The 26203-nt window shown below is 68.2% G+C and carries 28 protein-coding genes; 24 read left to right on the top strand and 4 right to left on the bottom strand.

Features of this window, described 5'->3' with window-relative positions; genetic code table 11:
- Window positions 1-90: 90 nt before the first annotated feature.
- The 6 genes from flgM to OXQ33_RS08730 all read left to right on the top strand — a co-directional run bounded on the left by flgM (window position 91) and on the right by OXQ33_RS08730 (window position 6036).
- Entirely contained in the window at window positions 91-390 is a 300-nt protein-coding gene (flgM, locus tag OXQ33_RS08755; protein WP_267434299.1) for a flagellar biosynthesis anti-sigma factor FlgM, read from the top strand.
- Window positions 377-688 carry a flagellar protein FlgN gene (locus OXQ33_RS08750; RefSeq protein WP_267434298.1) on the top strand — a complete coding sequence of 104 codons (312 nt, stop codon included), beginning with the start codon at window positions 377-379 and terminating at the stop codon, window positions 686-688. Before flgM ends, OXQ33_RS08750 begins: the two co-directional genes overlap by 14 nt.
- Window positions 689-921: 233 nt before the next feature.
- Window positions 922-1779, top strand: a complete 858-nt coding sequence (locus OXQ33_RS08745; protein WP_267434297.1) for a lytic transglycosylase domain-containing protein — start codon at window positions 922-924, stop codon at window positions 1777-1779.
- A gap of 3 nt (window positions 1780-1782) precedes the next feature.
- On the top strand, window positions 1783-3864 hold the full coding sequence (gene flhA / locus OXQ33_RS08740) for a flagellar biosynthesis protein FlhA (RefSeq protein WP_267434296.1): 2082 nt from the start codon (window positions 1783-1785) through the stop codon (window positions 3862-3864).
- On the top strand, window positions 3861-4670 hold the full coding sequence (locus tag OXQ33_RS08735) for a FliA/WhiG family RNA polymerase sigma factor (RefSeq protein WP_267434295.1): 810 nt from the start codon (window positions 3861-3863) through the stop codon (window positions 4668-4670). The genes flhA and OXQ33_RS08735 overlap by 4 nt, the downstream gene beginning before the upstream one ends.
- A 136-nt stretch (window positions 4671-4806) precedes the next feature.
- On the top strand, window positions 4807-6036 hold the full coding sequence (locus tag OXQ33_RS08730; protein ID WP_267434294.1) for an FtsX-like permease family protein: 1230 nt from the start codon (window positions 4807-4809) through the stop codon (window positions 6034-6036).
- Between the two features lie 130 nt (window positions 6037-6166).
- On the opposite strand, the gene OXQ33_RS08725 is transcribed toward OXQ33_RS08730, so the two are convergent.
- Window positions 6167-7009, bottom strand: coding sequence for a flagellin (locus OXQ33_RS08725; protein WP_267434293.1), 843 nt, complete (start codon window positions 7007-7009; stop codon window positions 6167-6169).
- A gap of 200 nt (window positions 7010-7209) precedes the next feature.
- Complete coding sequence (locus OXQ33_RS08720) at window positions 7210-8058, bottom strand: flagellin (RefSeq protein WP_267434292.1); 849 nt, start codon at window positions 8056-8058, stop codon at window positions 7210-7212.
- A gap of 297 nt (window positions 8059-8355) precedes the next feature.
- Between OXQ33_RS08720 and OXQ33_RS08715 the strand changes: the two genes are divergently transcribed.
- The 18 genes from OXQ33_RS08715 to OXQ33_RS08630 all read left to right on the top strand — a co-directional run bounded on the left by OXQ33_RS08715 (window position 8356) and on the right by OXQ33_RS08630 (window position 24291).
- Window positions 8356-9639 carry a sigma-54 dependent transcriptional regulator gene (locus tag OXQ33_RS08715; RefSeq protein WP_267434291.1) on the top strand — a complete coding sequence of 428 codons (1284 nt, stop codon included), beginning with the start codon at window positions 8356-8358 and terminating at the stop codon, window positions 9637-9639.
- On the top strand, window positions 9636-10010 hold the full coding sequence (gene fliE / locus OXQ33_RS08710) for a flagellar hook-basal body complex protein FliE (RefSeq protein WP_267434290.1): 375 nt from the start codon (window positions 9636-9638) through the stop codon (window positions 10008-10010). Before OXQ33_RS08715 ends, fliE begins: the two co-directional genes overlap by 4 nt.
- A gap of 1 nt (window position 10011) precedes the next feature.
- Window positions 10012-11751: a flagellar basal-body MS-ring/collar protein FliF gene (gene fliF / locus OXQ33_RS08705; RefSeq protein ID WP_267434289.1), complete on the top strand. Its 1740-nt coding sequence runs from the start codon at window positions 10012-10014 to the stop codon at window positions 11749-11751.
- The gene (gene fliG / locus OXQ33_RS08700) at window positions 11748-12776 is read left to right on the top strand and encodes a flagellar motor switch protein FliG (protein WP_267434288.1); all 1029 of its coding nucleotides are present in this window, start codon (window positions 11748-11750) and stop codon (window positions 12774-12776) included. The genes fliF and fliG overlap by 4 nt, the downstream gene beginning before the upstream one ends.
- On the top strand, window positions 12769-13605 hold the full coding sequence (locus OXQ33_RS08695) for a FliH/SctL family protein (protein ID WP_267434287.1): 837 nt from the start codon (window positions 12769-12771) through the stop codon (window positions 13603-13605). The genes fliG and OXQ33_RS08695 overlap by 8 nt, the downstream gene beginning before the upstream one ends.
- On the top strand, window positions 13599-14936 hold the full coding sequence (locus tag OXQ33_RS08690) for a FliI/YscN family ATPase (RefSeq protein ID WP_267434286.1): 1338 nt from the start codon (window positions 13599-13601) through the stop codon (window positions 14934-14936). Before OXQ33_RS08695 ends, OXQ33_RS08690 begins: the two co-directional genes overlap by 7 nt.
- Window positions 14937-14950: 14 nt before the next feature.
- On the top strand, window positions 14951-15391 hold the full coding sequence (locus OXQ33_RS08685) for a hypothetical protein (protein WP_267434285.1): 441 nt from the start codon (window positions 14951-14953) through the stop codon (window positions 15389-15391).
- A 13-nt stretch (window positions 15392-15404) separates the two neighbouring features.
- A complete protein-coding gene (locus tag OXQ33_RS08680) occupies window positions 15405-16781 on the top strand; it encodes a flagellar hook-length control protein FliK (RefSeq protein WP_267434284.1) in 1377 nt (458 codons plus the stop codon).
- An 11-nt stretch (window positions 16782-16792) separates the two neighbouring features.
- The gene (locus tag OXQ33_RS08675; protein ID WP_267434283.1) at window positions 16793-17488 is read left to right on the top strand and encodes a flagellar basal body-associated FliL family protein; all 696 of its coding nucleotides are present in this window, start codon (window positions 16793-16795) and stop codon (window positions 17486-17488) included.
- A gap of 3 nt (window positions 17489-17491) precedes the next feature.
- Window positions 17492-18472, top strand: a complete 981-nt coding sequence (locus OXQ33_RS08670) for a FliM/FliN family flagellar motor switch protein (RefSeq protein WP_267434282.1) — start codon at window positions 17492-17494, stop codon at window positions 18470-18472.
- A complete protein-coding gene (gene fliN, locus OXQ33_RS08665; protein ID WP_007406148.1) occupies window positions 18469-18759 on the top strand; it encodes a flagellar motor switch protein FliN in 291 nt (96 codons plus the stop codon). Before OXQ33_RS08670 ends, fliN begins: the two co-directional genes overlap by 4 nt.
- A gap of 8 nt (window positions 18760-18767) precedes the next feature.
- Entirely contained in the window at window positions 18768-19121 is a 354-nt protein-coding gene (locus OXQ33_RS08660; RefSeq protein ID WP_267434281.1) for a flagellar biosynthetic protein FliO, read from the top strand.
- Window positions 19118-19999: a flagellar type III secretion system pore protein FliP gene (fliP, locus tag OXQ33_RS08655; RefSeq protein WP_276039970.1), complete on the top strand. Its 882-nt coding sequence runs from the start codon at window positions 19118-19120 to the stop codon at window positions 19997-19999. The genes OXQ33_RS08660 and fliP overlap by 4 nt, the downstream gene beginning before the upstream one ends.
- A 147-nt stretch (window positions 20000-20146) precedes the next feature.
- Complete coding sequence (gene fliQ / locus OXQ33_RS08650; protein ID WP_267434280.1) at window positions 20147-20416, top strand: flagellar biosynthesis protein FliQ; 270 nt, start codon at window positions 20147-20149, stop codon at window positions 20414-20416.
- Window position 20417: 1 nt separating this feature from the next.
- Window positions 20418-21191: a flagellar biosynthetic protein FliR gene (gene fliR / locus OXQ33_RS08645; protein WP_267434279.1), complete on the top strand. Its 774-nt coding sequence runs from the start codon at window positions 20418-20420 to the stop codon at window positions 21189-21191.
- On the top strand, window positions 21191-22318 hold the full coding sequence (locus tag OXQ33_RS08640; RefSeq protein WP_267434278.1) for a flagellar type III secretion system protein FlhB: 1128 nt from the start codon (window positions 21191-21193) through the stop codon (window positions 22316-22318). The genes fliR and OXQ33_RS08640 overlap by 1 nt, the downstream gene beginning before the upstream one ends.
- A gap of 91 nt (window positions 22319-22409) precedes the next feature.
- Entirely contained in the window at window positions 22410-23879 is a 1470-nt protein-coding gene (gene fliD, locus OXQ33_RS08635; protein WP_267434277.1) for a flagellar filament capping protein FliD, read from the top strand.
- Window position 23880: 1 nt separating this feature from the next.
- Window positions 23881-24291 (top strand): flagellar protein FliS, encoded by a 411-nt coding sequence (locus OXQ33_RS08630; RefSeq protein ID WP_267434276.1) that lies wholly within the window; start codon window positions 23881-23883, stop codon window positions 24289-24291.
- 143 nt (window positions 24292-24434) lie between these two features.
- On the opposite strand, the gene OXQ33_RS08625 is transcribed toward OXQ33_RS08630, so the two are convergent.
- A complete protein-coding gene (locus OXQ33_RS08625; protein WP_267434275.1) occupies window positions 24435-25388 on the bottom strand; it encodes a zinc transporter ZntB in 954 nt (317 codons plus the stop codon).
- A complete protein-coding gene (locus tag OXQ33_RS08620; protein ID WP_267434274.1) occupies window positions 25385-26158 on the bottom strand; it encodes a bifunctional precorrin-2 dehydrogenase/sirohydrochlorin ferrochelatase in 774 nt (257 codons plus the stop codon). The genes OXQ33_RS08625 and OXQ33_RS08620 overlap by 4 nt, the downstream gene beginning before the upstream one ends.
- Window positions 26159-26203: the final 45 nt, after the last annotated feature.

Raw genomic sequence — 26203 nt, 5'->3', positions numbered from 1 at the left:
CGTCCCGCAGGGGCGGGGCTGAAATTCCGACTAAAAGAATGCACGAAACTGCCGTTTCCATGGATGTCAGCGAAACCGATAGGTGCGGGCATGGTGGAAATATCGACTTCAAGGCTGAATGCCGGAGACACGAGGGTCGCGCGGATCGCGGCGGCCCGCGTGGCGGCGACTCCCGAGGCAGGGCCTGCCCCGGCGAAGCCCGCGACCGGCGACACGAGCGCGCTGAGCGGCCTGTCCGCTTCGATGGCCTCGCAGCCTCCGATCAATCAGGAGCGCATCGCCCAGATCAAGAAGGCGATCGCGGACGGCAATTTTCCGATCCTGCCGGCGACCATCGCCGACCAGATGATCGCCCTGAAGCTGAGCTGGAGCAACAATGACGCGGCGTGACGCCCTGATCCGGGTCATCGAGGCCCTTCATCGCGAGATCGCGGCCCTGAAGGTCAACGACGTCGCCGGCCTGGAGCGCGCGACCACCGAAAAGCTGGCCGCGATCGAGGATGTCGCCGCGCTGGGCACCGGCCCCGCCGGACCCGAGCTGCGCGAACTGGCCGACGAGGCCAATCGCCTGAACGAGACGTGCCGCATCTATGTCAACCTGATGGCCGCCAATGTCCGCCGCCGGTTGCAGACCCTGACCGGCGATGCCGGGGCGGGTTATCGCCCGATGATGCGCGCCTTCGCCTGATTGCCGCCTTGCCGGCGGCAAGCGCTTGCCGCTTTGCCGCACCGACCTCTGCCGTGACCCGACCCACCACCGCCCCGCACATGGTCACGGCGCCAGCAATGTGAAGCAAAGCCCGGTTTTTCCGGGCTTTTTTATTGCCGCCATCGCTTTTGAACGGGTCGATCCGTGGCGGCGATCGGGATTGGCACGCCCCTTGCTAATCGAAGCCCAAACCAGGGCTTTAACCACATAGCATGACCGTCCAACCCGTTTCCCACGCCAGAATCCAATCGGCCATCGCGCTGGCGTCCAGCCGCACGGGGGTCGATTTCGGCTATCTGCTCGGCCAGGCGAAGCTGGAATCCGGGCTGAACGCCAATGCCCGTGCGGGCACCTCCTCGGCCTCGGGGCTCTATCAGTTCGTCGAGCAGAGCTGGCTTGCCGTGCTCAAGAAGCATGGCGCCGAACATGGGCTGGGCTGGGCGGCGGATTCGATCGGCCAGTCGGGCGGGCGCTATTATGTGACCGGCAATGCGCGCTCGGCGATCATGGGCCTGCGCAACGATCCGACCGCCGCCTCGCTGATGGCCGCCGAACATGCCTCGGACAACAAGGCCGCGCTGGAATCGACGCTGGGCCGCGAGGCGAACGGCACCGACCTGTATATGGCGCATTTCCTGGGCCTGGGCGGCGCGACCAAGTTTCTGGGCACGCTGGCCAGCAACCCGCAGGCCAGCGGCGCATCGCTCTTCCCCGCCGCCGCGCGGGCCAATCGTTCGGTCTTCTATGCGTCGAACGGCCAGCCGCGCTCGCTGTCCGACATCTATGACCGGTTCGCGAACAAGCTGGCGGGCAGCAGCGCCGACAGCGACGCGACCCGCTCCGCCAATCTCCAGTTCGCGGCGCAGGCGCTCGCGCTCCAGGGGATGAACGGCGATGCCACCGTGGTCACCGGCAACAACGAAAGCGCCGCCGACGCCATCGCCTGGGCGACCAGCACGATGAACCAGCTCGGCATGCGCAGCGCGACGGCGAACGGCGACAGCGTGCTGCGCCCCAAGCCCGATCATGCGCGGCTGGCGTACATGATGCTCGCGAGCATGGGGGGCTAAGGCATGGGCAAGCTTCTCGCCAATGGCCGCACCATGGCCCTGCCCGCCGCGATCCTGCTGCTGGTCCTCGTCATGGTCGTGCCGATCCCGCCGGCTTTGCTCGACGTCTTCTTCGTCGCGAACATCGCGATCAGCCTGGCCGTGCTGATGGTCTCGCTGAACGCCGAAAAGCCGCTCGACTTCTCGGCCTTCCCGACCGTCCTGCTCTTCGCCACGCTGTTCCGCCTGGGCCTCAACGTCGCCTCGACTCGCATCGTGCTGGTCCATGGCCATGAGGGCGAAGCGGCGGCGGGCCATGTCATCGAGGCGTTCGGCACCTTCCTGATCGGCGGCGACTATGTCGTCGGCCTCTTCGTCTTCGCGATCCTGATGATCATCAACCTGATCGTCGTGACCAAGGGCGCGGGCCGCGTGTCGGAAGTGTCCGCGCGCTTCACCCTGGACGCGCTGCCCGGCAAGCAGATGGCGATCGACGCCGACCTGAACGCCGGGCTCATCACGCCCGACCAGGCCAAGGCGCGCCGCGTCGAGGTGTCGACCGAGGCCGATTTCTACGGCTCGATGGACGGCTCGTCCAAGTTCGTGAAGGGCGACGCGGTCGCCGCGATGCTGATCCTGGCGGCCAACATCATCGGTGGCCTGATCCTGGGTCCGGTCAGCCACGGCATGGGCGTGGCCGACGCCGCCAAGACCTATATCCTGCTCGCCATCGGCGACGCGCTGGTCGCGCAGTTGCCCAGCCTGATGCTGTCGATCGCTGCCGCCGCCATCGTGACGCGCGTTTCGTCCGACAAGGATCTGGCGGGCCAGATCGGGTCACAGTTCGGCGCGTCCAAGACCTGGCTGCCGGTCGCGGTCATCCTGGGCCTGCTGGGCGTGCTGCCCGGCATGCCGCACCTGATCCTGCTGCCCGCCGCCGCCATCGCCGGTTTCACCGCGTGGAAGCTGCGCCAGATCGAGAAGCGCCCCGTCATCGTCGCCGCCCCGCCCGCAGCCGAACCGGTCGACCCCTCGCGCATCGCGTGGGAAGACGTGACCGACGGGATGCAGGTGCATATCGACATCGGTTACGGCCTGGTGCCGCTGGTCGACGAGCGTCGCGGCGCCCCCCTGATGGCGCGCATCACCGGCGTCCGCCGCCAACTGTCCAAGGATTTGGGCTTCGTCGTGCCGCAGGCGCGGGTCCGCGACGATATCAGCCTGGCGCCCTATAGCTATCGCATCCTCATCAACGGCGTGGTCGCCGCCGAGGACCAGGTCTCGCCCGACGAGATGCTGGCGCTCGACACCGGCCAGGCGTTCGGCACGCTGAACGGCAAGCCGGTCAAGGACCCGACCTTCGGCCTGCCCGCCACCTGGATCCTGAAGGGCGATGCCGATGCCGCGACCGGCATGGGCTATCTGGTGGTCGATCCGGGCACCGTCATGGCGACCCATCTGAACCATATCCTGGGCTCGAACGCCGCCGAACTGCTTGGCCCCGACGAGGTGCAGGCGCTGCTCGACGGGTTGAAGGAGCACGCGACGCAACTGGCCGCCTCGCTCTGCCCGACGCCGCTGCCGCTGACCACGCTGACCCAGGTGCTCAAGGGCCTGCTGGCCGAGAATATCTCGCTCAAGGAATTCCGCCGGATCGCCAGCGCCATCGCGGTCGCCGCGCAGCGGACGACCGATGCCGAAGAGATCATCGAGACGATCCGCCCCAGCCTGGGCGCGCTGATCGTCCAGAAGCTGTGCGGCGTGCGCGAACCGCTTCGCGTCATGACGCTGGACGGTCAGCTCGAAGGGCTGCTGGGCCAGGCGATGCGCGCCGACGTGTCGCGCCGCCATGTCATCGAACCCGATCTGGGCCAGCGGATCACCACCGCGCTGACCCAGGCGGCCGAACCGCTGATCGCCGAGGCCAAGCCCTTTGCCCTCGTCGTCCAGCCCGGCGTCCGTCTGGCGATGCGCAAGCTGCTGCGCACCTGCCTGCCCGACGTGCCCGTCCTCTCCTTCTTCGAAGTGCCGGAAGACAAGCCGGTCGAAGTCGTCGCCGTCATCGGCGCCCCCCATCACTCCCAGCAACAGGCGATTGCTGCATGACCTCGCACCCTTTCAGCGGCGCATTCATGAATGCCCAGCCGGTCAACCCGGCGAGCTTCGACCCCGCGCTGGTCAATCCGACGATCGCGGACCAGCCGCTCACCTATCGCCCCGCCCCGCGCGGGGCCACGGGCGACAGCAGTGCGCTGATCCGCCAGCATCTGCCGATGGTCCGCCGCATCGCGTGGCACGTCCATGGGTCGATGTCGAACCTGGTCGAGATCGAAGACCTGGTCCAGGTCGGCCTGGTCGCGCTGGTCGAGGCCGCCGCCTCGTTCGAGGAGCGCGGGGTCGAGTTCGGCCATTATCTGAAGGCCCGCCTGCGCGGCTCGATGATCGACGAACTGCGGCGCCAGGCGACGACGACGCGCGGGGCGATGCGCCGCCGCCGCGACTATGCCAAGGCGGTGTCCGCCCTGACCGAGCCCGACGGCCAGGCCCCGACCGACGAGGCGGTGGCGCAAAAGCTGGGCGTGCCGGTCGAACGGCTTCGCGCGGAATACAAGACGGCGGAGGCGGTGCGGATGGATTCGATCGACGATGTCTATTCGGACGATCTGCCTTGGTTCGCCGACGACACCCCCGACGCCTTCGAGCAACTGGCCGAAAGCGACCTGCGCGACGCCCTGATCGCGGCCATCTCCGCCCTGCCCGAGCGGGAGGCGATGGTGATCCAGCTTTACTATGTCGAGGAACTCAATCTGGAGGAAATCGGCCAGGTGCTGAATGTCGGCGCCGCCCGCGTCTGCCAGATCAAGAGCGCCGCCCATGCCAAGCTGAAAAAGGCGCTGGCCGGGCAGGCATAACGACACCGATCGTCCGCCGCGGCATTCGCCGGGATGGTCTTGGCGGTTTCGCCATGATTCCCCGCCGGGGGGAGAAATCGTGTTCATTTGACCGGTCCTTGCGCCTAAGCCTTTCCCCCGCATCCGGGGAAAGAGCATGTTGGCCCGTCACGAACGTCACCTGATCGCGCGCTATCTGTGGCCTGGTGCGGGGGGACGGCTGGTCCTGCTGGTCGGCGCGATCGGCTGTATCGGGGTGGCGATCGGCGTCGCCTCGCTCGTGCTGGTCCTGGCCGTGATGAACGGCGCGACCGCCAAGCTGGCCAGCAGCGTCGCGCCGGTCGACGGACATCTCAGCATCACCGCCGCCGCCCACCAATTGATGGACGAGGCGCAGGTTGCCGCGGCGATCGCCCGGCTGCCCGGTGTCGCGCGCGCCGAACCGTTGCGCGAAATCACCGCCGCGCTCAGCATCGACGGGCGGATGAGCCCGATCCGCTTGCAGGGACTCTACCCCGACGGGCTGGCGCGCCACCCCGCCTTGTCGCGCATGGCCATGGGCCGCCGCCCCGATTCCCCCGACAGTATCGCGGTCGGCGAGAATGCCGCGCTGCAACTGGGGCTGTTGCCGGGGATGCCGGTCGCGCTGGGCCGGGTCGAGGTCGCCCCCGACCGGGCGGTGTCGCTGAAGCTGTTCGATGCGCGGGTCGCCGGGCTTTACCATGACGACGAAGCCGATGGCGGACAGTCGCCCGTCGTGATCGGCCCGGTGACGGGCCTGCCGATCCTGGACGACACGGCGGCGGTGACGCGCCGGGTCGCGGTGACGCTGACGAAACCCGCCGACGAAGCGATGGTGACCGGTGAAATCCGCCGCCGCCTCGGCCCCGGCTATCGCATCGCGAGTTGGACCCAGACCAACCGCACGCTGCTCGCCGCGCTGGCGACCGAGAAGATCGGCATGACCATCGCGGTCGGACTGGTGACGGTTATCGCGCTGTTCAACATCCTGTCCTCGATGACCCTACTCGCCCGCTCCAAGCGACGCGAGATCGCGGTGTTGCGCAGCATGGGCATGTCCGCGCGCGGTATCGCGCGGGTGTTCACGGCGGTGGGCAGCGTCATCGCCGGGGTCGGCGCGGTGGCGGGCCTGACGCTGGCGAGCGGCCTGTTGACCCAGCGCGAGCGGATCGCGGCGTTCGCCCTGTCGCTGGCCCCGACGCGCGAGCGCGAACTGGACGTCTTCCTGTCGCTGCCCATCGGGATTTCGCCGCATGAGGTGGCGATCATCGGCGTCTGCGTGCTGGCGGGTGCGGTGCTGGCCAGCCTCTATCCCGCCTGGCAGGCGGCGCGCGTGTCGCCCGCGCTGGTGCTGCGCGGCGAATAGAAACGCGTAAACCCCGGCGACCCGAAGGCCGCCGGGGTTTTTCCTGCGAACCGTACCGCGCGCTCGGGCGCGGTCGGTCGGCCCCGGCACCCGAGTGGGGGCGCGGTGCCGGGGCGCTCAGGATCCGGTATTACTGACCGAGCAGCTTGAGCACGCCCTGCTGCGACTGGTTCGCCTGGCTCAGCATCGCAGTCGAGGCCTGGGACAGGATCTGCGCCTTGGCGAGCGCGGTGGTTTCCGACGAGAAATCGGTATCCTCGATGCGGCTGCGCGCGGCTGAAAGATTGGTGGCGTTCGATGTCAGGTTGTTGATCGCCGACTGAAGCCGGTTCTGCACCGCACCCAGACCCGAGCGGAAATTCGACACCTTCGCGATCGCGTCGTCGAAATCCTGGAATACCGGGGCCGGCGACGTCTTCAACTTCTGGGTGGCAAAGTCGATGACCTTGACCAGGGTCGTGTCAGCCTTCAGATTACCGAACGTCATGGTCAGCGCATCGCTGGAATAGGCACCCGCCTGGATCTGCACCGAACCGTCACCGTTAAGGCCCGCCGTACCATCGAACAGCTTCTGGCCGTTGAAGGTGGTATTGGTCAGGATGGTCGTGATCTGCGCCGATAAGGCGTCCTGCTCGACGGTGATGCTGCCGATGTCCTGCGTGGAATAGGTCGCGTTGGCCTTCTGCACCGCCAGTTCGCGCATCCGCTGCAGCATGTTGCTGACTTCCTGGAGCGCGCCTTCGGCGGTCTGCGCCATCGAGATGCCGTCATTGGCGTTGCGAACGCCCTGATTCATGCCTCGCACCTGCGCGGTCATCGAGGAGGTGATGGCCAGACCGGCCGCATCGTCCATCGCGGAGTTGATTCGCTTACCCGTCGAAAGGCGGTTCATCGAAACGTCCAGCCCGTTCTGGGCAGAGATCGATGCATTGGCGGCGCGTAAGGCCGAGATATTGGTGGCGATCACCGTCATGGTTGTTCTCCAAAGCTGGAGCTCTCCGCCGCCCCCAAGGCGAAGGTCGAGCTGCCACAACGGAAAACGGTCGCCTGTCGCCGCACTTTAGAAAAAAAGTGCAGCGGGCGACGAATTATTTTGGCTGTCCCCCGCCATCTCATTGAAATGACGGGGGAACAGTTATCGGGGGTTCAGGGGAAAGACCCCCGATCCGGGGATTAGCCGAGCAGCTTGAGCACGCCCTGCTGCGACTGGTTGGCCTGGCTCAGCATCGCGGTCGATGCCTGGCTCAGGATCTGCGCCTTGGCGAGCGCGGTGGTTTCCGCCGAGAAGTCCGTGTCCTCGATGCGGCTGCGGGCTTCGGACAGGTTGGTCATGGTCGAGGTCGTGTTGTTGACCGCCGACTGGATCTGGTTCTGCGTCGCGCCCAGTCCGGCCCGCGCCGTCGCCACCGCCTTGATCGCGTCGTCATACTGGGCGAGGGTCGCACCCGCCGAGATCGTCGCGGCGTTTGCCGCCGATTCACCGCCGCCGCCGGTCACGGCGACCAGGGCTGCCGAACCGGTCGCCTTCGTGAAGTCGGTCGACTTCAGCGTGATGGTATCGTTGACACCGGCGCCGGTCTGAATGGTGAAACCGGTTGCGGCGGCGGCGTTGAACAAGGCCTTGCCGTTGAAGGTCGTGTTGGACACCACGCTGTTGATCTGGACCGCCAGCGCGGCCTGCTCGTTGTTGAGGTTGGTGACGTCGCTGGCCTGATAGGTGCCGTTCGTCGACTGGACCTTCAGTTCACGCATGCGCTGCAGCATGTTGCTCACCTCGTCCAGCGCGCCTTCGGCGGTCTGCGCCATCGAGATGCCGTCATTGGCGTTGCGGATGCCCTGCGCCATGCCGCGAATCTGCGACGTCATGGAGGCCGAAATTGCGAGGCCCGCCGAGTCGTCGGCTGCCGAGTTGATACGCTTGCCGCTCGACAGGCGCTGCATCGAGGTGCTCAGCGCGTTCTGGGCGAGGTTGCCGGCGGCAGTGGCGCGCATCGCATTCACGTTGGTCGCAATAACAGTCATCGTTCATCCTCCGAAAAGCTCGACGGGTCCCTCGCTGTCCCCTGGGACCGTCGAGCCGTCGAAGTGGAGAACGGCCGCATTCCGGCAGGATTTAGCCGCCAACCGGCAAAAACCTGCCCTTAAGTTTTGCCGAAATTGCCGTTTCACGGGCGGGCGGACGCGTGCGCCCGCCCCCGCGCGGTGGCGCGGGCGCATGCCCGCGTGCGCCCGGAAAAATATTGCCGCCATTCTTGCCGCATTAACCGCGGTTTTACCAAAGAAGCGGCAATGGGGAGTCACGAAAGGACTTCCCCGCCGATGCCGTCGATTCTTCCCTCTCCCGCCCTGATCAAGCAGAAATATGCGCTGATCTCCGCATTGCGCGCTCAGGGTCTGGCGATTGCCGAACCGGGTGCCGCGCCACAGGCGGGGGACATGTTCCTGCTGACCCCGGACGACGTCGTAACCCATCCGACGCGCACCGTGATCGTCGGCGACGGGGCCGAGCCCGCCATCATCCCGGCAAGCCATGGCCGACCGACGACGGTGATCTATCCGGCAAGCGAGGCCGGTGTCGGCAACAGCTTCGTCCGCGCGCTGGTCGCCGGGCCGGACATGCCGACCGCCGCCGATCCGGAGAGCCTGGCGCTGTTCACCCTGGCCGAGCGGGTCGCCCAGTCGGACATCACCGTCCTGATCAACGGCCCGACCGGCACCGGCAAGGAAGTGGTGGCCCGCGCGATCCACGCCCAGTCCGCCCGCGCGTCCAAGCCGTTCGTCGCGATCAACTGCGCGGCACTGCCCGAATCGATGCTGGAGGCGCTGCTCTTCGGTCACCAGAAGGGCGCCTTCACCGGCGCGGCCCAGGCGGGCGAAGGTTTCTTCCGCGCGGCGGACGGCGGCACCCTGCTGCTCGACGAGATCGCCGAGATGCCGCTCCAGCTTCAGGCCAAGCTGCTCCGCGTGCTCCAGGAGCGCGAGGTGATCCCGCTCGGCGCGTCGATGCCGCAGTCGGTCGACGTCCGCATCATCGCCTGCGCCAATCGCGACCTTCAGGCCGAAGTGGCGGCGGGCCGGTTCCGCGCCGACCTTTACTACCGCCTGTCGGTCTTCCCGCTGACCACCAAGGCGCTGTCCGAGCGGCGGTTGGACATCCCCGCGCTCGCCGCGACGATGATCCTGCGCCACGCCGCGGGCCGCGCCGTCATGCCCTGGCCCAGCGTCGCGGCGATCGAGAAGCTGGCCATGCACAATTGGCCGGGCAATGTCCGCGAGATGGAAAACGTCATCCAACGCGCCCTGCTCTTCGCGGGCGGCGCGACCATCGAGCCCGAGCATATCGTGTTCGACCGCCCGATGGTCGCCAACGACACCGACGACATGCCGCTGACCGTGACGACCGCCGAAGCCACGCTGGGCAAGGTCGTGCAGATGAGCGAATTCGCCGCGATCCGCGAGATGCTGGCCGCGTGCGGCGGCAACCGGGTCGAGACCGCCAAGCGCCTGGGCATTTCGGAGCGCACGCTGCGCTACCGCCTCGCCAAGGCGCGCGAGCAGGGCGAGGAGATCATCCGCCCCTCTAGCCGGGCCATGATGGCATGAGCGTCGGCGGTGTCGGCGGCGCGATGAGCGTCGACCGGGTGATGGCGCTTCGTGCGCAGATCCTGGAACGCAATCAGGCGCTCAAGGCGGCAAGCCAGGCCGGTGCCAACCAGGCGGCACAGGCCGCCCAGACTCAAGCCCCGGCGGCTCCGGCGAATTTCGCCGACACGCTGGAAACCGCGCTGAAGGGCGTGAACGAAGGCCAGCAACAGGCCGCCCGCCTGTCCGAATCCTATGAACGCGGCGAAACCGTCGACATCGCCAAGGTGATGATGGCGCGCCAGCAGGCCTCGGTCGGCTTCGAAGCGACGTTGCAGGTCCGTAACAAACTCCTGTCCGCCTATAAGGACATCATGAGCATGCCGGTGTAAGATGAGCACTGCCCTCACCCCCGCATCGACCAATCCCGCACCGGCCCTGCCGCCGTTGCCGGAAAAGTTCGCCAACCCGCTGCGCCAGATCAAATCGGTGATGGCGCAGCCCGCCGTGCGCCGTTCCGCGCCGATGGCGATGCTGATCGGACTGATCGCCGCCGCCGCGCTCGCCTGGATGGCGCTGTCCAGCCCGCCGCAGAAGACGCTGTTCGAGAATCTCTCGGACGCGGACAAGCAGGCGGTGACGACCGCGCTGTCGGCCGCGAACATCAAGAGCAAGATCAACGACGGCACCGGCGCACTGACCGTCAACGAGGAGGATTATTCCAGGGCGCGGATGCTGCTGGCGGGCCAGGGGCTCCCCAAGCAGGCGCCCGGCGGCTACGCGATCCTCGACCAGCTGCCGATGGGCGTCAGCCGCGCGGTCGAGGGCGAACGGCTTCGCCAGGCGCGCGAGAGCGAACTGGCCCGCTCGATCCAGGAGATCGACGCGGTGGCCGAGGCGCGCGTCCACCTCGCCATGCCGGAGGCGTCGGTCTTCGTGCGCGACCATGCCTCGCCCTCCGCATCGGTGGTGCTGAAGCTGAATGCCGGGCGCTCGCTGTCGGAATCGCAGGTCCAGTCGATCGTCAATCTCGTCGCCTCGTCGGTGCCGGGGATGAAGCCGGAGGACGTGACCATCGTCGACCAGATGGGCGGCCTGCTGTCCAAAAAGGGCGCCGAGGGTGCCAATGGCGACGATCGCCGCATCGATTTCCAGCGCCGCATGGAAGAGAAATACCGGACCCAGCTGATCCAGCTGCTGACCCCCCTGGTCGGCGCGGGCAACTTCACCGCCGAGGTGCAGGCCGAGGTCAATCTGGACGAGACCAGCGCGACCCGCGAATCCTATGACAAGGAAGGCGTGCTGCGCGCCGAAACCGGCAACTGGACCGGCAACCAGAAGGACCCGACCACCCCGGGCGGCATTCCGGGCGCGCTGTCCAACACCCCGCCGCCCGCCAGCACGCTGCAACAGCCGCAGGCCGCCAATGGCGCGCCGGGCACGCCGCCCGCCGACCAGAAGCCGGTCGCCGGTGGTCCGGGCGTGAACCCCGAAAAACAGTCCGACAGCTTCCAGCGCGCCTATGACCTGGGCAAGGAAGTCTCGGTGACGCGCGCCGCGCCGGGTTCGATCAAGCGGCTGACCGTCGCCGTCCTGCTGCGCGATCCCGCCACGGGCAAGCGCAGCCAGATGGAGATCGGCCAGATTTCCGATCTGGTGAAGTCGGCGGTTGGCTTCGATCAGCAGCGCAACGACAATGTGACCGTCATCAGCCGCAAGTTCGCCGATGCGAGCACCGATCAGGGTCCGGCCTGGTACGACAATAGCTGGCTGCCCGTGCTGGCGCGCAATGCGACCGCGCTGATCATCGCGCTGCTCGTCCTGCTGCTCGGCGTGCGTCCGCTCGTCAAGGCGATGACGAAGAAGAAGGACGAGGCGGCGACCAAGGCGCTGCCGATGGGGGCCGCCGACGGCGCAGATGGCGTGGAGGAGGCCGACGGCGATCCCGCGCTGGCCAGTCAGGTCCGGCCCGATCAGATCGCGGTCCAGCCGCCCGTGACGCTCGACGATATCGAGGATTCGACCGTGCTCGACGAACGGATCGGCAAGGTGCGCGGCTTCACCCGCGACAATCCGGCCCGCGCCGCCCTCGCCATCCGCGACATGATCCGCATGCCGGAGCCGCAGGCATGAGCGCGGTTGCGGAGGCCCCCCGCGCCTATAGCGGGGTGGAGCGTGCGGCGGTCCTGATGATGCTGGTCGGCGAGGAGGAAGCCGCCGCCATCCTGCAAAAGCTGGACCCCGACGAGGTGCGCGAACTGGGCAAGGCGATGTATTCGATCGCGGATGTCAGCGAGAGCGACGTCGACGAGGTGCTCGACAATTTCGTCGGCTGTGCGCGGGCGCGGACCTCGATCGCGTTCGAGCCCAAGCCGCTGGTCGAAAATCTGATGAACCGGGCGCTCGGGCCCGAACGCGCCGATAGCGTGCTGTCGCGCATCGTGCCGCCCGAGGCGCAGTGCGAGATCGAGATGCTCCACTGGCTCGACGCGACCGACATCGCCAAGATCGTCGAGAAGGAACATCCGCAGATCGGCGCGGTGCTGATCGCCAATTGCGATCCGGCGGTGGCGGGCCAGGTGCTCGAACTGCTGCCCGAGACGATGCAGCCCGACATCCTGCACCGCGTCGCGCGGCTGGGGCCGGTGACGCCGCAGGCGATCGAGACGCTGAACGCGATCCTGTCGCGTCGCACGAGCGGCGGCAATGGCGGCGGCGGGGCGGGCAACGGCCTGACCATGGGCGGCTCGCGCGAGGCGGCCAAGATCCTGTCGAGCGCGCGCAAGGCGACCGAGCAGCGGGTCATGCCCAAGCTGTTCAAGATCGACCGCGACGTCGCCAAGCAGATCGAAGAGGCGCTGTTCATCTTCGAGAACCTGCTGGAGATGGACGACAAGAATCTGGGCGCGCTCATCCGCAACGTCGATGGCGAAGTGCTGATCCGCTCGCTCAAGGGCGCGGACGAGGCGGCGCGCGAACGCTTCCTGGCGTGCATGTCGGCGCGGGCGGCGGCGGGTATCCGCGACGAGATCGACTCGCGCGGGCCCATGAAGCTGTCCGAAGTGCTGGAGGCGCAGAAGGCGATGATCGCGGTGGCCCGCAACCTGGCCAAGGAAGGCACCATCATGATGGGCGGCGGCGAGGACGATTATGTCTGATTTCGTCGCGGGTTTCTCCGCGCGGCAGAATGCGGCGGCGGCGGCGCTGCAACAGGCGTTCGCGCCGCCGGGCGGCTTCGCCCGGTCGGACCTGCCCGGCATGGGTGCCGGGTCGGTTGCCGGCGCCGGTGCCGATATGGGCATGGGCTTCGATCTGGGCGCGGGCCCGGTGTCGTTCCGCCCCCGCTCGCCGGTGCCGGGTGCCGATCCCGCCCCGGAAGCGGACGGACAGGCGCGGCCCCGCCACTTCCACCCGGCCAACCGGACCGAAGACCCCACCCAGGGCTGGGATCCGTTCGCCGCGTGCGAGGAAGGCGAGGAGCCTGCGGTCGATCCGATCGCGGCGGCCCGCGCCGCCGCCCATGCCGAGGGCTATGCCCAGGGCGTCGAGGACGCGACCCGCGAATTCCAGGCCCTGTCCGAAGCGCAGGCACGCGACGCCGAGCTGATCGGCGGCATCTCCCACGCGCTGTCATCGCGGATCGACCGCGACATGATGGCGAACCAGTTGCGGCACACCGTCATGGCGCTGGTCACCCGGCTGGTCGGTGAGACCGGCATCGACGCCGCCCGGCTGACCGCGCGGATCGAGGGCGCGATCGACCTGCTGGCCGAGGCGCATGAGTCCGCGATGCTGCGCGTCCATCCCGACGATGTCGCCGCCCTGGAAGGGCGACTGCCGCAGACGATCTTCCCGGTCGGCGATCCCAGTGTCGAGCGCGGCGGCTTCGTGCTGGAAAGCGCCTCCACCATCATCGAGGACGGACCGCGCCTATGGCTCGATCAGCTGGCGGCGGTCATGGACAAGGTGCCGGTCCCGTCATGCTGAACCGGTTCACCGCCGACTATCTGGAAACGCTGGCCCAGGCCGATTTCGCGCCGCGCGTCAGCGTGTCGGGGCGGCTGTCCTCCTATGACGGGCTGTTGATGGAGGCGGTCGGCCTGTCGCTGCCGGTGGGCACCGTCTGCGCGATCGGCGATGCGGAGAGCGAGCGGGTGGAGGCCGAGGTGATCGGTTTCCGCAACGGTCGCACGCTCCTGATGAATCTGGGCGGTCCCGCACCGCTGCTGCCGCGCGCGCCGGTGCGCCCGCTCGGTCCTCCGGGCGAGGCGGAAGTGGGCGCGGCGATGCTGGGCCGCGTGGTCGACGGGTCGGGCAAGCCGATCGACGGACTGGGCCCCATTCGCGGCGCGGGCCGCTGGCCGCTGGCGGGCAAGATGCAGTCGCCGCTCGATCGCGGCCGGGTGCGCGAGCCGCTGGACGTGGGCGTGCGCGCGATCAACGGGCTGCTGACCATCGGCCAGGGCCAGCGCGTCGGCATCATGGCGGGTTCGGGCGTCGGCAAGTCGGTGCTGCTGGGCATGATGGTCCGCGCCGCCCGCGCCGATGTGATCGTCATCGGCCTGATCGGCGAGCGCAGCCGCGAGGTCGCCGACTTTCTGGAAACCAAGGTGGCGGGCGAGGCGCGGGCGCGCTCGGTCGTGGTCGCGGTGCCCGCCAACCATTCGCCGGTGCTGCGCATTCGCGGGGCCCTGCGCGCCACCGCCATTGCCGAGGCGTTCCGCGCCGAGGGCAAGAAGGTGCTGCTGATCATGGATTCGCTGACCCGCGTCGCCCATGCCGGGCGCGAGATCGGGCTGGCGCTGGGCGAGCCCGCCTCGGCGCGCGGCTATCCGCCGTCCGCCATCGCGATGCTGCCCAATCTGATCGAGCGCGCCGGGGCCGATGCGCATGGGCCGGGGTCGATCACCGCCATCTACACCGTGCTGGCGGACGGCGACGACGGCAACGACCCGGTGGTCGACTCGGCGCGTTCGATCCTGGACGGCCATATCGTGCTCAACCGCCATCTGGCCGAGCGCGGTGTCTATCCCGCGATCGATATCGGCCCCTCGGTCAGCCGCGTGATGACCGATATCGTCGGCAAGCCGCATGCCATGGCCGCGCGGACGCTGCGCCGCCACCTGGCGACCTATGAGGAAAATCGCGACCTGGTGCTGATGGGCGCCTATCGCGCCGGGGCCGACCCGGCGATCGACGCCGCCATCGCCTGCCACCCGGCGGTGATGGAATATATCCGCCAGGACGCCGATGAGATCGTGCCGCTCGACCATGCGGTCGAGGAACTGGTCGGCGTGTTCGGCCAGCCCGGCGCCTGACCGAAGGACAGACCATGCCCAACCGGCAACAGGCGATGTTGAACCGGCTCCACCGGGTCCGCACGCTGCAACTCAACCTGACCATGGCCGAGGAATCGCGCGCGCAGCAGCGGGTCGCGACCGAACGCCAGTTGTCGGATCGCATCGCCCAACTGGCCCAGGCGGTCGCTCCCACCCCGGCCCCGCCGACCTCGGCGGTGGCGCTGATGGCGCGGGCGCATTTCCGCAACCGGTTGAACGAATCCTCCGACGCCGCCGCCGGTCGCGTCGCCGCCGCCGAGCGCCAGGCGGACCGCGCCGCCGAGCAGACCCGCGATGCCAAGCGCGATCAGACGGCGGTCGAAAAGCTGCTCGAACGCGCCCGCGCCGCCGCGATCCGCGCCGAAATGCGCGCGCTGGAGGACATGCCCGCCGCCGCGCCGCGCCGCTCGCAAAATCGGCACGATCCTTGCTGACGGGTATTATGCCATGTCAGCCATTCCCTCCTTCCTCATGCTGGATGTCCTGCATCCCGGTCGCAGCCTGTCCGCCAAGCCGGGCGGCACGATCCCGGCAGGCGACGGAAATCCGGAGAAATTTTCCGATCTCCTCGCGATAGCGTCGCCCGTCGCAGACACGGGCGGGCTTTCGCTCGTCACCGAGGACGATGATTCCTCGCCCGAGACGAGCGACAAGGCGGCAGCGGACCCCGGCAATCCCTTGCCGGGCATTTTGCCGATGGTCCTGCCGGTCTTCGCCGACGTGCCGCCGCCGACCCAATATGCGGCGCCGGTCGCCAGCGGTGAGGCCGCCGCGACCGACCCGGGCGTCACCGATCGAACCGTCACCAGCCCGCTCGCCATCGCGATCGCGACGACCCCGATGATCGTCCCACAGGATGGGCCGCCAAGCATCGATAGCGACACGATTAAGGCGACGCGTCCGGCACCGGTCGGGAATGCGAGCTCGTTGCTCCAGCCCGCCCTTCCCGACGCCGCCGCCCCCAATGCCCCGCGCCCCGACGCTGCAACGCCCCTGATCCGACCGAGCGACGCCGCGATGCTCGATGCGCTGGCGCCCGCCACAGGCCCGGTCGCCGACATGCCGCCCCCGGCGGCCCGGGCCACCGGCTTTCGCCTGGTCGCCGCCCAGCCCCGTGTCGAGACGAACACCGAAACGCTCGCCCCGTCCCCCGCTCTGCCCAGCGGTCCGCTGAGCGTGCTGCAACCCGCGCAAGGCGCGCCGGTGATCGGCCTGCTGGCGGAAACACTGCGCCATTTGTCCACAGCCCCCGAGGATCGCGATGAAGCGTCCGATCGCGCGACGCTGACCGTGGCGGGCGCGGCCGCCGATCCCGTCGCGCTGGCGGCGACCGATGGCGCGCGTCCCGTGGTCGCGGCGACCGCGACCGCCGATCACGCCCCGCTCGACATGACGCAGCATCACTGGCCGCAGGCGATGATCGACCGGATCGACCGCATGCGCGAGGACGCCGCGACCGCCGACACCCGGATTCAGCTCTCACCCGACGCGCTGGGCGGGATCGCCGTCGCGATCCGGCGCGACGACGACCGGACGCATATCCACTTCACCGCCGAGCAGGCGCACACCGCGACGATCCTGGCGGACGCGCATGCGACGCTCGCCCAGCTGGCCGAGGACAAGGGGATGCGGCTGGGCAGCATGGCGGTGCAGGCGGGGGCGACCGGCGGCTCCGACCTGGGCCAGTCGGCGCGCGACCAGCGTCCGGCGACCCCGCCCGCCCCCATCGTTCCGGCACGCCCGCGCGCGCCCGAGACCGACCCATTCCGCGAGAGCGCGTCGGGCGACCCCGCCGCCGCCATCGCCACCACCCGAATCGCCTGAGGAACTGAGACATGAGCGACGCGAAAGACACGCCCGAAACCGAGGGCAAGCCCAAGAAGAAGGGCAAGATCGGCAAGATCCTCGTCATGGCCACCGGGGTCGTCGTCCTTTTGGGCGGTGGCGTCGGGGCCGGGCTCTACGCCGCCAATTCGGGGCTGGTCGGCGGCCATTCGACCAAGGACAAGGCCGCCGCCGAAGAGGCCGAGGCCGATGCCAGCCATCCCGGCCCCAAGCTGGTCCCCAAGGCCGAGCAGAAGCGCGCCGGTGAGGGCGGCGAAGGCGAAGAAGGCGGCGGCCATGGCGGCGGCGGCGAAGGAGGAGAGGGCGGCGAAGGCGGCGGCCACGAAAATGTCGGCATGAAGACGCCGATCGGCGACGGCGGCGAACGCTATGCCAGCAACTATTACCAGTTGCCCAAGGACTTCACGTCCAACATGCGCGACTCGGTGCATATCATCCAGGTCGGGCTGGCGGTATCGACGCCCTATGACGATACGGTCATCAACAATCTGAAGACCAACGACCTGGCGGTCCGCTCGGCCATCCTGATGACGCTGGGCGACGCCAATGAGGAAGCGGTGTTCTCCAGCGAGGGCAAGCGCCAGCTACAACGCAAGCTGGTCGACGCGATCAACGAGATTCTTCGGCAGAAAGAGGGATTCGGGGGTATCGCTAACGTCTACTTTACCAATTTCGTTGTTCAGTGAGGCATGGTTAACGCCACCCCTCAGGCCGAACGACGCGAGCGCAATCGGGAACAGCCCACCGCCGACCACGGCGTGCTGGGTTCGACCAAGCTCAACCCGTTCGGCGATCTGCACACGATGCAGCATCTGTCCGCGCGTCTGGCGCGGACACTGCGGGGGCTGTTCGAATCGCTGCTTCGCGAGGAACTGCGCTGCTGGGCGGAGCCGCTGGTCGTCCAGCGTTTCGCCGATTACCGGGCGGAGCGCGGCGAGGGGCTGAGCGCGTGGCTGCCGATGACGATGAGCGCGCCCGGCGGGTCGCCCCCCGATTCGCAGGCGCTGATCGTCATCGATGGCGGGTTCGGCCTGTCGTTGATCGACCTGCTCTTCGGCGGCACCGGCAATGTGCCCGATCCCCTGCCCGCCGAATTCTCGCACGGGGCCGAGACGATGGTGACGCAGCTGGGCGACATGATGGCGATCCCGCTGCGCAATGCCTGGGAATCGCTGGCCCGGCTGGACTTCCGCGCCGGTCGTCCCGAATCCTCACCCGCCATGCTGTCGGGGATCGAGGGCGAGGACGCGATGATCGTCACCCGTTTCGGCATCGCCGGACAGACTCGTCGCCCGACCATGCTCGACATCCTTTATCCCGTCAGCGCGTTGAAGCCGCACGGCTCCGCCCTGACCGGCAAGGTGGTCGACAAGCAGGCCGCCGCCGATCCCACCTGGCGCGGCGACCTGACCCGCGCGGTGATGACGGTGCGTTTCCCGGTCCGCTCGGTCCTGGCCGAACCCGTCGTTCCGCTCAGCCGCCTGATGGACCTGAAGATCGGCGACGTGATCCCGATCAGTTTCGGCCCGGAAGTGCCGGTGATGGTCGGCGGCGACCTGCTCGGCATGGGCACGGTCGGCACCGCCAATGGCCGCGCCGCCGTCCAGCTTACCACGCTCAACCGGTCCATCGAGGGACTGGCCCGCGCTCACGAAGGACACGAAGAATGAACGATATGGCCGGGGGTTTCCCCGTCGACACGTCGGTCGCGGCCAATTTCCGGCTGCTCCAGGATGTCGACGTCAAGCTGACCGTGGAGATCGGCTCGACCCAGCTGTCGCTGCGCGAGCTGCTGGCGCTGTCCGAATCGAGCGTGATCGAACTGGACCGTCAGGCCAACGAACTGCTCGACGTGCTGGTCAACGGCACGCTGATCGGGCGGGGCGAGGTGGTGACGGTCGGCGACCGCTTCGGCGTACGCATGACCGAGCTGGTCAACCCCGACAAGCGCGGCTGACCCACCCGATGCTCTGGTCCTATATCCTGAAGCTGGTCGTCCTGCTGCCGCTGATCTGCGGGTTGATGATCGGGTGCCTGTATCTGTGGCGGCGGCTGGAAAGCCGGATGCCCGGGCGCCCCGCGACGCGGCTGATTCATGTGCGCGAGACGATGATGATCTCGCCCGGCCTGCGGCTGGCGGTCATCGAGTTCGAGGGGCGCAACCTGCTCGTCTCGGTCGGGCGCGGCGGCGTGCAGCTGGTCGACAAGGTCGAGGGCAAGGGCCCCGCGACGCCGGTGACGCCGACGCCGATGGAACCGACGACCCCACGCGGTCGCGACTTCGTGTCCCGCTTCGCGCCGAAGAAGTTCGACCAATGAGCATTTCCGTGACCCGCCGGGGCACCGGCCCCGCGCTGATCCGGACGCATGGGCGGTCGGCACCGGGCCGCAGCCTGAAGCCGCTATGGATTCTGCTGGCCCTGTTGCTGGCGCTGGTCATCGCGATGCCCGCCTTCGCCCAGGCGGCCCCCGCCGCCGCCCCGGCCGCCGCGCCCGCGCCGGGTGTCGGCGACGCGGTGGACCGCGCGATCGGCCAGCTCGGCGGCGGCGGCAATGGCAGCTCGGGCTCGCTGAGCCTGTCGCTCCAGGTCCTGATCATCATGGGCCTGCTGACGATCCTGCCGGGCATCATCCTGATGATGACCAGCTTCACCCGGATCGTCATCGTGCTCGCCATCCTGCGCCAGGCGCTGGGCCTGCAACAGACCCCGCCCAACCAGGTGCTGATCGGCCTGTCGGTCTTCCTGTCGCTGTTCATCATGGCGCCCACCATCAGCCAGATGAACGCGAACGCGATCCAGCCCTATGCCGAGGGTCGCCTGCCCGGCACCGAGATGATCAAGGCGGCGGGCGCGCCGCTCCACGCCTTCATGGCCAAGCAGACCCGCATCAAGGACGTGACGATGTTCGCCGAAATGGCGAAGTCGGGCCCCTATGCCAGCCCCAACGACATTCCCTATTCAGTGCTGCTGCCCGCCTTCGTCACCTCGGAGCTGAAGACCGCGTTCCAGATCGGCTTCCTGATCTTCCTGCCCTTCATCGTCATCGACCTGGTCGTCGCCACCGTGCTGATGGCGCTGGGCATGATGATGCTCTCGCCCTCGATCATCTCGCTGCCGTTCAAGCTGCTGCTGTTCGTGCTGGTCGACGGATGGGCGCTGACCATGGGCAGTCTGGCCAATAGTTTCGCGACGTAAGGGCGGGGCCTGGGCTTCGACTTCGCTCAGCCTGAACGGCTGTAGGGAATAGACCCACCCCATATCGCCCCGAATACCAACCTCCGTTCCGCCTGAGCGAAGTCGAAGGCCACGCCCCACCCACCCACACGGGACAAAGACCGCATCATGGACGCCGATTATTTCCTGACGCTGGCCAACCAGACCATGTGGGTGCTGGCGCTCGCCGCCGCGCCGATCCTGTTGCCCGTGCTGGTGTCGGGACTGGTCATCGGCATGGTGCAGGCCGCGACTTCGATCAACGAGCAGACCCTGTCCTTCGTGCCGAAGCTGATCGTCGTCGCCCTCTCGATCCTGATCTTCGGCAGCCTCATCATGGGCCTGCTGAGCGACTTCACGATCAGCATGTTCGAGCGCATCCCGGATCTCGTGAAATAGCATGCTCGGCTTCGGCCTCTCGATCGAGCCGCAGGCCTGGGCGATCCTGTTCATCATGGTCCGGGTCGGGGCGGCGTTCATCACCGCGCCGGTGTTCGGCGCGGTGTCGATCCCCCTACCCGTGCGGGTCAGCCTGGCCGGAGCCATCGCCTTTCTGGTCAACATGGCGCACCCGGTGGTGCCGCCGCCCGTCATCTTCGCCCTGCCCACCATCATGTCGGTGGCGGCGGAGGCGATCGTCGGGCTGGCGCTGGGGCTGATCCTGCAGGTCGCCTTTTCGGCACCCCTGGTCGCCAGCGAGCTGATCGGCGGATCGATGGGCATCAACTTCGCCGCCACCATCGATCCGCTCAACGGCCGCTCGACCCAGGCGCTGGGCCAGTTCTTCACCGTGATGCTGACCCTGCTCTTCCTGTCGGTCGACGGGCACCTGATCCTGGTCGACACGATCGTGAAGAGCTATGACGCGCTGCCCCCCGGACAGGCCTGGATGGCCCCGGCGCAGTTCCGCGCGATCGCGCTGTTCGGCGGCTATGCGTTCCTGGCCGGATTGCTGCTGGCGCTGCCGGTCGGTTTCCTGCTGCTCTGCCTCAACCTCGTCATGGGGATGATGAGCCGCGCCGCGCCCTCGCTCAACCTCTTCTCGGTGGGCCTGCCCGCCGCGCTGTTCCTCGGCGTCATCGCCATCGCCATCGCCTTCCCCGCCATGGGCGACTATATGCTCGTCATCCTGCGCGAAGGCCTCGCCGCCACCCAGACGCTGGTGCTCGGCTGATGTCGGAGGGCGGCGAAAAGACGGAAGCCCCAACCCAGAAGCGTCGCGAAAAGGCGCGCGACGACGGGCAGATCCTGCGCAGCCGCGATCTGGCGGCGGCCCTGGTGATGATGGCGGGTATCGCCTGGCTGATCTTCGCAGGGCCCACCCTGCTCGGCGCATGCAAGGCGGTGATGGCCGCCAGCTTCCAGTTCAGCCATGCCGATGTCGAGGATTTCGAGCCCTTCCGCCCGCTGATGGAGGCGGGATGGAAGCTGGCCCCCTCGCTCGCCTCGCTGTTCGCGGTCACCATCGTCGCGACCATCGCGTCGCAGGCCGGGTTGGGCTCGCTCCACTTCAATCCCAAGGCGATCGCGCCCAAGCCGTCCAAGCTCAACCCCGCCTCGGGCCTGAAGCGCATCTTCGGCATGCAGGGCTGGACCGAGCTGGGCAAGTCGCTTCTCAAGGTCGTGCTGCTCGGCGCGATCGGCGCGTACATGTTGTGGAAGTCGTCGCGCACCACCATGGGGCTGGCGCAGACCGACCTGAACACCGCGCTCGGCTCGCTGGGCGGGACCTTCATCTCGGTGCTGCTGGTGATGGGCATGGGGCTGGTGCTGATCGCGGGCTTTGACGTGCCGCTCCAGATCTTCCAGCTCTTCTCCAAGCTCAAGATGACCAAGCAGGAGGTCAAGGACGAGCATAAGGAAGCCGAGGGCAATCCCGAGGCCAAGGCGCATATCCGCGCCAAGCAGCGCGAGATGTCGCATCGTGCGGTGCGCGCGGCGGTGCAGGAGGCGCATGTCATCCTGACCAACCCGACCCATTTCGCGGTCGCGCTGCGCTACGAGCGGGGCCAGGACGAGGTGCCGGTGGTCGTCGCCAAGGGGCGCGGGGCCACCGCGCTGGCGATCCGCGAGATGGCGGGCGAATATGCCAAGCCCGTGCTGGAATATCCCCAGCTCGCCCGCGCCGTCTATTACACCAGCCGCGAGGGGCAGGAGGTTCGCGCCGACCTGTATCAGGCGATCGCGGTCGTCCTCGCCTTCGTCTTCGGCCTCAACGCCGGCGCGGGTGGCACGGCGCAGCCGCCGGTCGAGGTGCCGGTCGACGCCCGCTTCGACGAGAACGGCCAGCCCCAGCCATGAACCGGCACGCCATGAACCGTTCGTCGCAAATCCCTAAAGAAACCATCGCGATGGTCGTTCACGAAGGCGAACGCGTGCCGGAGTCCCGTCGATGACGACCATTTCCTCGACCTCATCGTCGTCCGCGGTGACCAGCACCACGGCGACCCAGTCGACCACCGACGCGACCAAATCCGCCGCGCAGGCGCTGTTCACCTCGCTCCAGACCGGTTCGGGCATCGATCTGTCCTCGCTGGTCCCCTCGCTGGTCCAGGCGCAGTTCGCCGCGCGCAACGCCGCGCTGAAGGCGAAGGCCGATACGCTGACCTCTCAGATTTCGGCGACGTCGACGATCATGAGCTCGATCACCGATTTCGCCAGCTCGCTCGCCACGCTCGCCAAGGGCGGGACGCTAGCGACCCAGGCGAGCAGCAGCAATTCGGCGGTGTTCAGCGTGACGACGGCGGCGGGCGCGAAGCTGGCAGGGCTGTCCAAGTCGATCACCGTCAACGCGCTCGCCACCCCGCAGACCAGCGTGACGCGCACCAGCTATGACCGGACCGCCTCGATGGGCACCGGCAGCCTGTCGATCCAGGTCGGCTCCAACGCCGCCGTCACGGTCAGCTTCGACGACGGCACCAGCCCGACGATCGACGATGTCGCGACCAAGATCAACGCGGCGAAGACCGGCGTCACCGCCTCGGTCATCACCGACGCCGACGGCAAGGCCTATCTGTCCTTCACCGGCACGACGGGAGCGGCGAACAGCTTCACCGTGACCGCCAGCGAGGGGGCGACGGCGGGTCTGTCGCGGCTCAACGTCGGCGGCGGCGCGACGGGCACGCGCGACACCTCCACGGCGACCAATGCCCAGTTGACGGTCGACGGCGTCACGGTGGAGCGCGCCAGCAACACCGTCAGCGATCTGGTAAGCGGCGTGACGATGACGCTGAACGCGGTCTCGACCACCCCGGTCTCGCTGACCGGCACGCGCCCGACCGCTGCGCTGACCTCGGTCGTGTCGGACTTCGTTGCGACCTTCAACGACAAGATCACCGAGCTGAACAAGGAACTGAACCCCCAGACGGGCGACCTGCGAAGCAACCTCGCGGCGCGCACGCTGTCCCAGTCGCTGGGGCGGTTGACCACGTCGAAGATCGTGCCGGGCGACGCCAGCACGCCCGGCCCCAAGACGCTGGCCGATCTGGGCGTCGGCACCAACAAGGACGGGACGCTAAAGGTCGATACGGCCCGGCTGGCGCAGGTGATGGCGCAATATCCGGATGCGGTCGAACAGATGTTCCAGTCGAGCGGCGACAATCTGGTCGGCCTGTCGGCGCAGTTGAACAGCATCCAGTTGGCGGCGACCAGCACCCTGTACGGGCTGGGCGCGACCGCCCAGCAGTTGAGCAGGGACCAGAGCGCCAATGCGCTGGCCCAGAGCGATCTGGCGGACGACCAGAGCGCGACGCAGGACCGGATGACGGCGCAGTTCTCCGCGATGAACGCGCGCGTCTCCAGCTACAAATCGGTGCAGAATTTCATGGACCAGCAGGTCAAGATGTGGACGAAGAGCGACTGATATGGCCTATGCAACCGGACTGTTGGCCGATCCCGCCGCGACCTATCGCCAGATCGACGTCGTCGGGCGCACCGCGATGGCGGACGGCCCTGCGCTCGTCCAGCTTCTCTATGAGGAACTCATCTCCGCGCTCCGCTCGGCGGCCTGGGCGACCGAACATGGCCAGCTCGCGCGCAAGAGCGAGCGGGTGACGCGCGCCACCGCCATCCTGTTCGCGCTGGAGGCAGGGCTCGACTTCGAGAATGGCCGCGACATGTCGATCACGTTCGCCAAACTCTATGCGGGTGCACGGCGGCAGATCGTCGACGGCTCGCTCGACCAGAATCCGCAGGTGTTCCGCGACGTGGCGACCAACATCGCCGATATCGCCGAGGCGTGGGAAACGGTGCGCCAGATGAACAAGAAGAATTAAGAGGGCGGAAGGGGGCCGCTCCCCACCCTCCGTTCAGCCTGAGCGAAGTCGAAGGCCAAGGGAATCCCTCCGCCAAGCCGCCAGCGCGGAACGTGCGCTTCGACTTCGCTCAGCGCGAACGGAGGGCCGGGCGGGGATAAGGATTACCGCCGGAACCAGTGCCGCTGCACGAAATAGATGACGATCCCCGCCGCGATCACCGTGCACGCCCCCAATATCGCATCGAACGCCCAGGGCTCCTCGGCATAGGGCAGGTTTTTGACGTTCATCCCGTACAGCCCGGTGATGAAGGTCAGCGGCAGGAACACCATCGCCACGATCGAGATGACCAGCGCGCGATTGTCGATCTGCTCGGCGCGCAGGTCGGTCAGCGTCTCGTGGATCAGCGCCGAGCGCTCGCGGATCGACTCCAGTTCCTCGGCCATGCGCGCGGCGCGGTCAGCGGCGGCGGACAGATGCAGCCGGTCGTCATCGGCCAGCCAGTCGCCGGGCAGCGCCGCGAGTTTCTCCAGCGCCGCCCGCTGCGGGTTGAGGAAGCGGCGATAACCGATCGCGGCGACCCGCACCCGGCTGACCGTACGGCGCAGCTGGAAGACGCGGTGTTCGTCCAGCTGCTCCTCGCAACTGTCGAGTTCGTCGCCCAGTCCCGCCACATCGGGGTCCAGGTCGCTGGTGATCGCGGTGGCGAAGGCGGTGATCAGGTCGCCCGGATCGGCGATGGCGCCGCCCTCCACCTCCTTGCGCACCGTGTCGATCGCCAGGAGCGGGCGGCGCGTCACCGAATAGACCTTGCCCTTCACCGCCCAGATCCGAACCGAGGCGAGCATGTCCGACCCGTCGAGCGGCTCGCTGCTCCGCCCGCGCAGGTTGAGGAACGCCCCCTCCCCCACCGCCTCGCAGCGGGGGCGCGTCTCGGTCGCGGTCAGCGCGTCGACGACATAATCCTCCAGATGCGCCGATTCGCGCAGCCAGCGTTGCGCCACCGCGTCATTGGTCTCCAGATGCACCCAGACCAGCCGGGCTTCCGCCTCCACCGCCTCGCGGATCGGGATGGCGGCCGCTTTGCCCCCGTCGATGCGATAGGCGAAGCCCGTCATGCGCTGGGTGCCATGGTGAGATCGACGATCTGCCCCTCACCCGATTCCGCAGGCAGCGTCTCGCTTTCGATCCGAACCGCATCGGCGCGCGCGCGGTCGAGGATGGCGGGCGGCACGTCGCGGCGGTGATAGACCCGGTCGGCGGCGGCCAGCGCACGGGCCTGGCGCAGGGTCAGGTCGTCCGGGTCGGGCGAGGTGAGGACGAACGCGGCAACCGTCGCCGCCGGACGCTCGACGCCCGCCAACCAGGTTTCGACATCGGTTTCGCCCGCCAGCGGGTCGAGCGCGCCACCCGGCGACAGCGCCGCCCCGATCGCACGCCGCCGCTCCGCGCCGTCCGGGAAGCGCGCGCGCAAGGCCGCGCGGGCGGCGTACAACCCCTCGGCCAGCTTTCCCAATCCGGCGGGCAGCAACGTCTCCAGCCGCTGGCGAAGCGCCGCCGCGAGTCCCGCCGACACGCCGCCGGTGCCGATGGCGACGATCACCGGCCCGCGCTCGACAATGGCGGGCAGGGTGAAATCGCACGCCGCCGGGCGGTCGACGGCGTTGATCAGCACCCCCCGCGCCTTCAGCCGGGCGATGGCGGTTTGCGCTTCGTCCTCATCCTCGATGGCGACGATGGCGAGGGCGGCTTTGGCGTCCTCCCCCACGACCAGCGCACCGGCGCGGTCGAGCAGACGCCGCTTCGCCTCGGCGGGTTCGCCTTCGCCGAGCAGGATGACCGGACGCCCGCCCAGCCGGACGAATAGGGGCAGACTGGCGAGACTCACCCATTCCTCCCCAAGCCATGCTTGGGGAGGGGGACCATCGCGAAG

It is taken from the genome of Sphingomonas sp. GM_Shp_1, assembly GCF_026540895.1.
Lineage (GTDB): Bacteria > Pseudomonadota > Alphaproteobacteria > Sphingomonadales > Sphingomonadaceae > Sphingomonas.
Note: the sequence above shows the minus strand (reverse complement) of the source record. Positions and strands in the feature narration are given on the sequence as shown.

What these genes read in the sequence shown, in the direction of transcription:
- fliR (WP_267434279.1), top strand. Translation starts at nt 20,418, where the DNA reads ATGCTCGGCTTCGGCCTCTCGATCGAGCCGCAGGCCTGGGCGATCCTG.
- fliQ (WP_267434280.1), top strand. Translation starts at nt 20,147, where the DNA reads ATGGACGCCGATTATTTCCTGACGCTGGCCAACCAGACCATGTGGGTG.
- OXQ33_RS08730 (WP_267434294.1), top strand. Translation starts at nt 4,807, where the DNA reads ATGTTGGCCCGTCACGAACGTCACCTGATCGCGCGCTATCTGTGGCCT.
- OXQ33_RS08715 (WP_267434291.1), top strand. Translation starts at nt 8,356, where the DNA reads ATGCCGTCGATTCTTCCCTCTCCCGCCCTGATCAAGCAGAAATATGCG.
- OXQ33_RS08720 (WP_267434292.1), bottom strand. Translation starts at nt 8,058, where the DNA reads ATGACTGTTATTGCGACCAACGTGAATGCGATGCGCGCCACTGCCGCC.
- OXQ33_RS08625 (WP_267434275.1), bottom strand. Translation starts at nt 25,388, where the DNA reads ATGACGGGCTTCGCCTATCGCATCGACGGGGGCAAAGCGGCCGCCATC.
- flgM (WP_267434299.1), top strand. Translation starts at nt 91, where the DNA reads ATGGTGGAAATATCGACTTCAAGGCTGAATGCCGGAGACACGAGGGTC.
- OXQ33_RS08750 (WP_267434298.1), top strand. Translation starts at nt 377, where the DNA reads ATGACGCGGCGTGACGCCCTGATCCGGGTCATCGAGGCCCTTCATCGC.
- OXQ33_RS08735 (WP_267434295.1), top strand. Translation starts at nt 3,861, where the DNA reads ATGACCTCGCACCCTTTCAGCGGCGCATTCATGAATGCCCAGCCGGTC.
- fliG (WP_267434288.1), top strand. Translation starts at nt 11,748, where the DNA reads ATGAGCGCGGTTGCGGAGGCCCCCCGCGCCTATAGCGGGGTGGAGCGT.
- OXQ33_RS08630 (WP_267434276.1), top strand. Translation starts at nt 23,881, where the DNA reads ATGGCCTATGCAACCGGACTGTTGGCCGATCCCGCCGCGACCTATCGC.
- OXQ33_RS08685 (WP_267434285.1), top strand. Translation starts at nt 14,951, where the DNA reads ATGCCCAACCGGCAACAGGCGATGTTGAACCGGCTCCACCGGGTCCGC.
- OXQ33_RS08660 (WP_267434281.1), top strand. Translation starts at nt 18,768, where the DNA reads ATGCTCTGGTCCTATATCCTGAAGCTGGTCGTCCTGCTGCCGCTGATC.
- OXQ33_RS08640 (WP_267434278.1), top strand. Translation starts at nt 21,191, where the DNA reads ATGTCGGAGGGCGGCGAAAAGACGGAAGCCCCAACCCAGAAGCGTCGC.
- OXQ33_RS08695 (WP_267434287.1), top strand. Translation starts at nt 12,769, where the DNA reads ATGTCTGATTTCGTCGCGGGTTTCTCCGCGCGGCAGAATGCGGCGGCG.
- OXQ33_RS08675 (WP_267434283.1), top strand. Translation starts at nt 16,793, where the DNA reads ATGAGCGACGCGAAAGACACGCCCGAAACCGAGGGCAAGCCCAAGAAG.
- fliF (WP_267434289.1), top strand. Translation starts at nt 10,012, where the DNA reads ATGAGCACTGCCCTCACCCCCGCATCGACCAATCCCGCACCGGCCCTG.
- OXQ33_RS08690 (WP_267434286.1), top strand. Translation starts at nt 13,599, where the DNA reads ATGCTGAACCGGTTCACCGCCGACTATCTGGAAACGCTGGCCCAGGCC.
- fliN (WP_007406148.1), top strand. Translation starts at nt 18,469, where the DNA reads ATGAACGATATGGCCGGGGGTTTCCCCGTCGACACGTCGGTCGCGGCC.
- OXQ33_RS08670 (WP_267434282.1), top strand. Translation starts at nt 17,492, where the DNA reads ATGGTTAACGCCACCCCTCAGGCCGAACGACGCGAGCGCAATCGGGAA.
- fliD (WP_267434277.1), top strand. Translation starts at nt 22,410, where the DNA reads ATGACGACCATTTCCTCGACCTCATCGTCGTCCGCGGTGACCAGCACC.
- OXQ33_RS08680 (WP_267434284.1), top strand. Translation starts at nt 15,405, where the DNA reads ATGTCAGCCATTCCCTCCTTCCTCATGCTGGATGTCCTGCATCCCGGT.
- OXQ33_RS08745 (WP_267434297.1), top strand. Translation starts at nt 922, where the DNA reads ATGACCGTCCAACCCGTTTCCCACGCCAGAATCCAATCGGCCATCGCG.
- OXQ33_RS08725 (WP_267434293.1), bottom strand. Translation starts at nt 7,009, where the DNA reads ATGACGGTGATCGCCACCAATATCTCGGCCTTACGCGCCGCCAATGCA.
- fliP (WP_276039970.1), top strand. Translation starts at nt 19,118, where the DNA reads ATGAGCATTTCCGTGACCCGCCGGGGCACCGGCCCCGCGCTGATCCGG.
- flhA (WP_267434296.1), top strand. Translation starts at nt 1,783, where the DNA reads ATGGGCAAGCTTCTCGCCAATGGCCGCACCATGGCCCTGCCCGCCGCG.
- fliE (WP_267434290.1), top strand. Translation starts at nt 9,636, where the DNA reads ATGAGCGTCGGCGGTGTCGGCGGCGCGATGAGCGTCGACCGGGTGATG.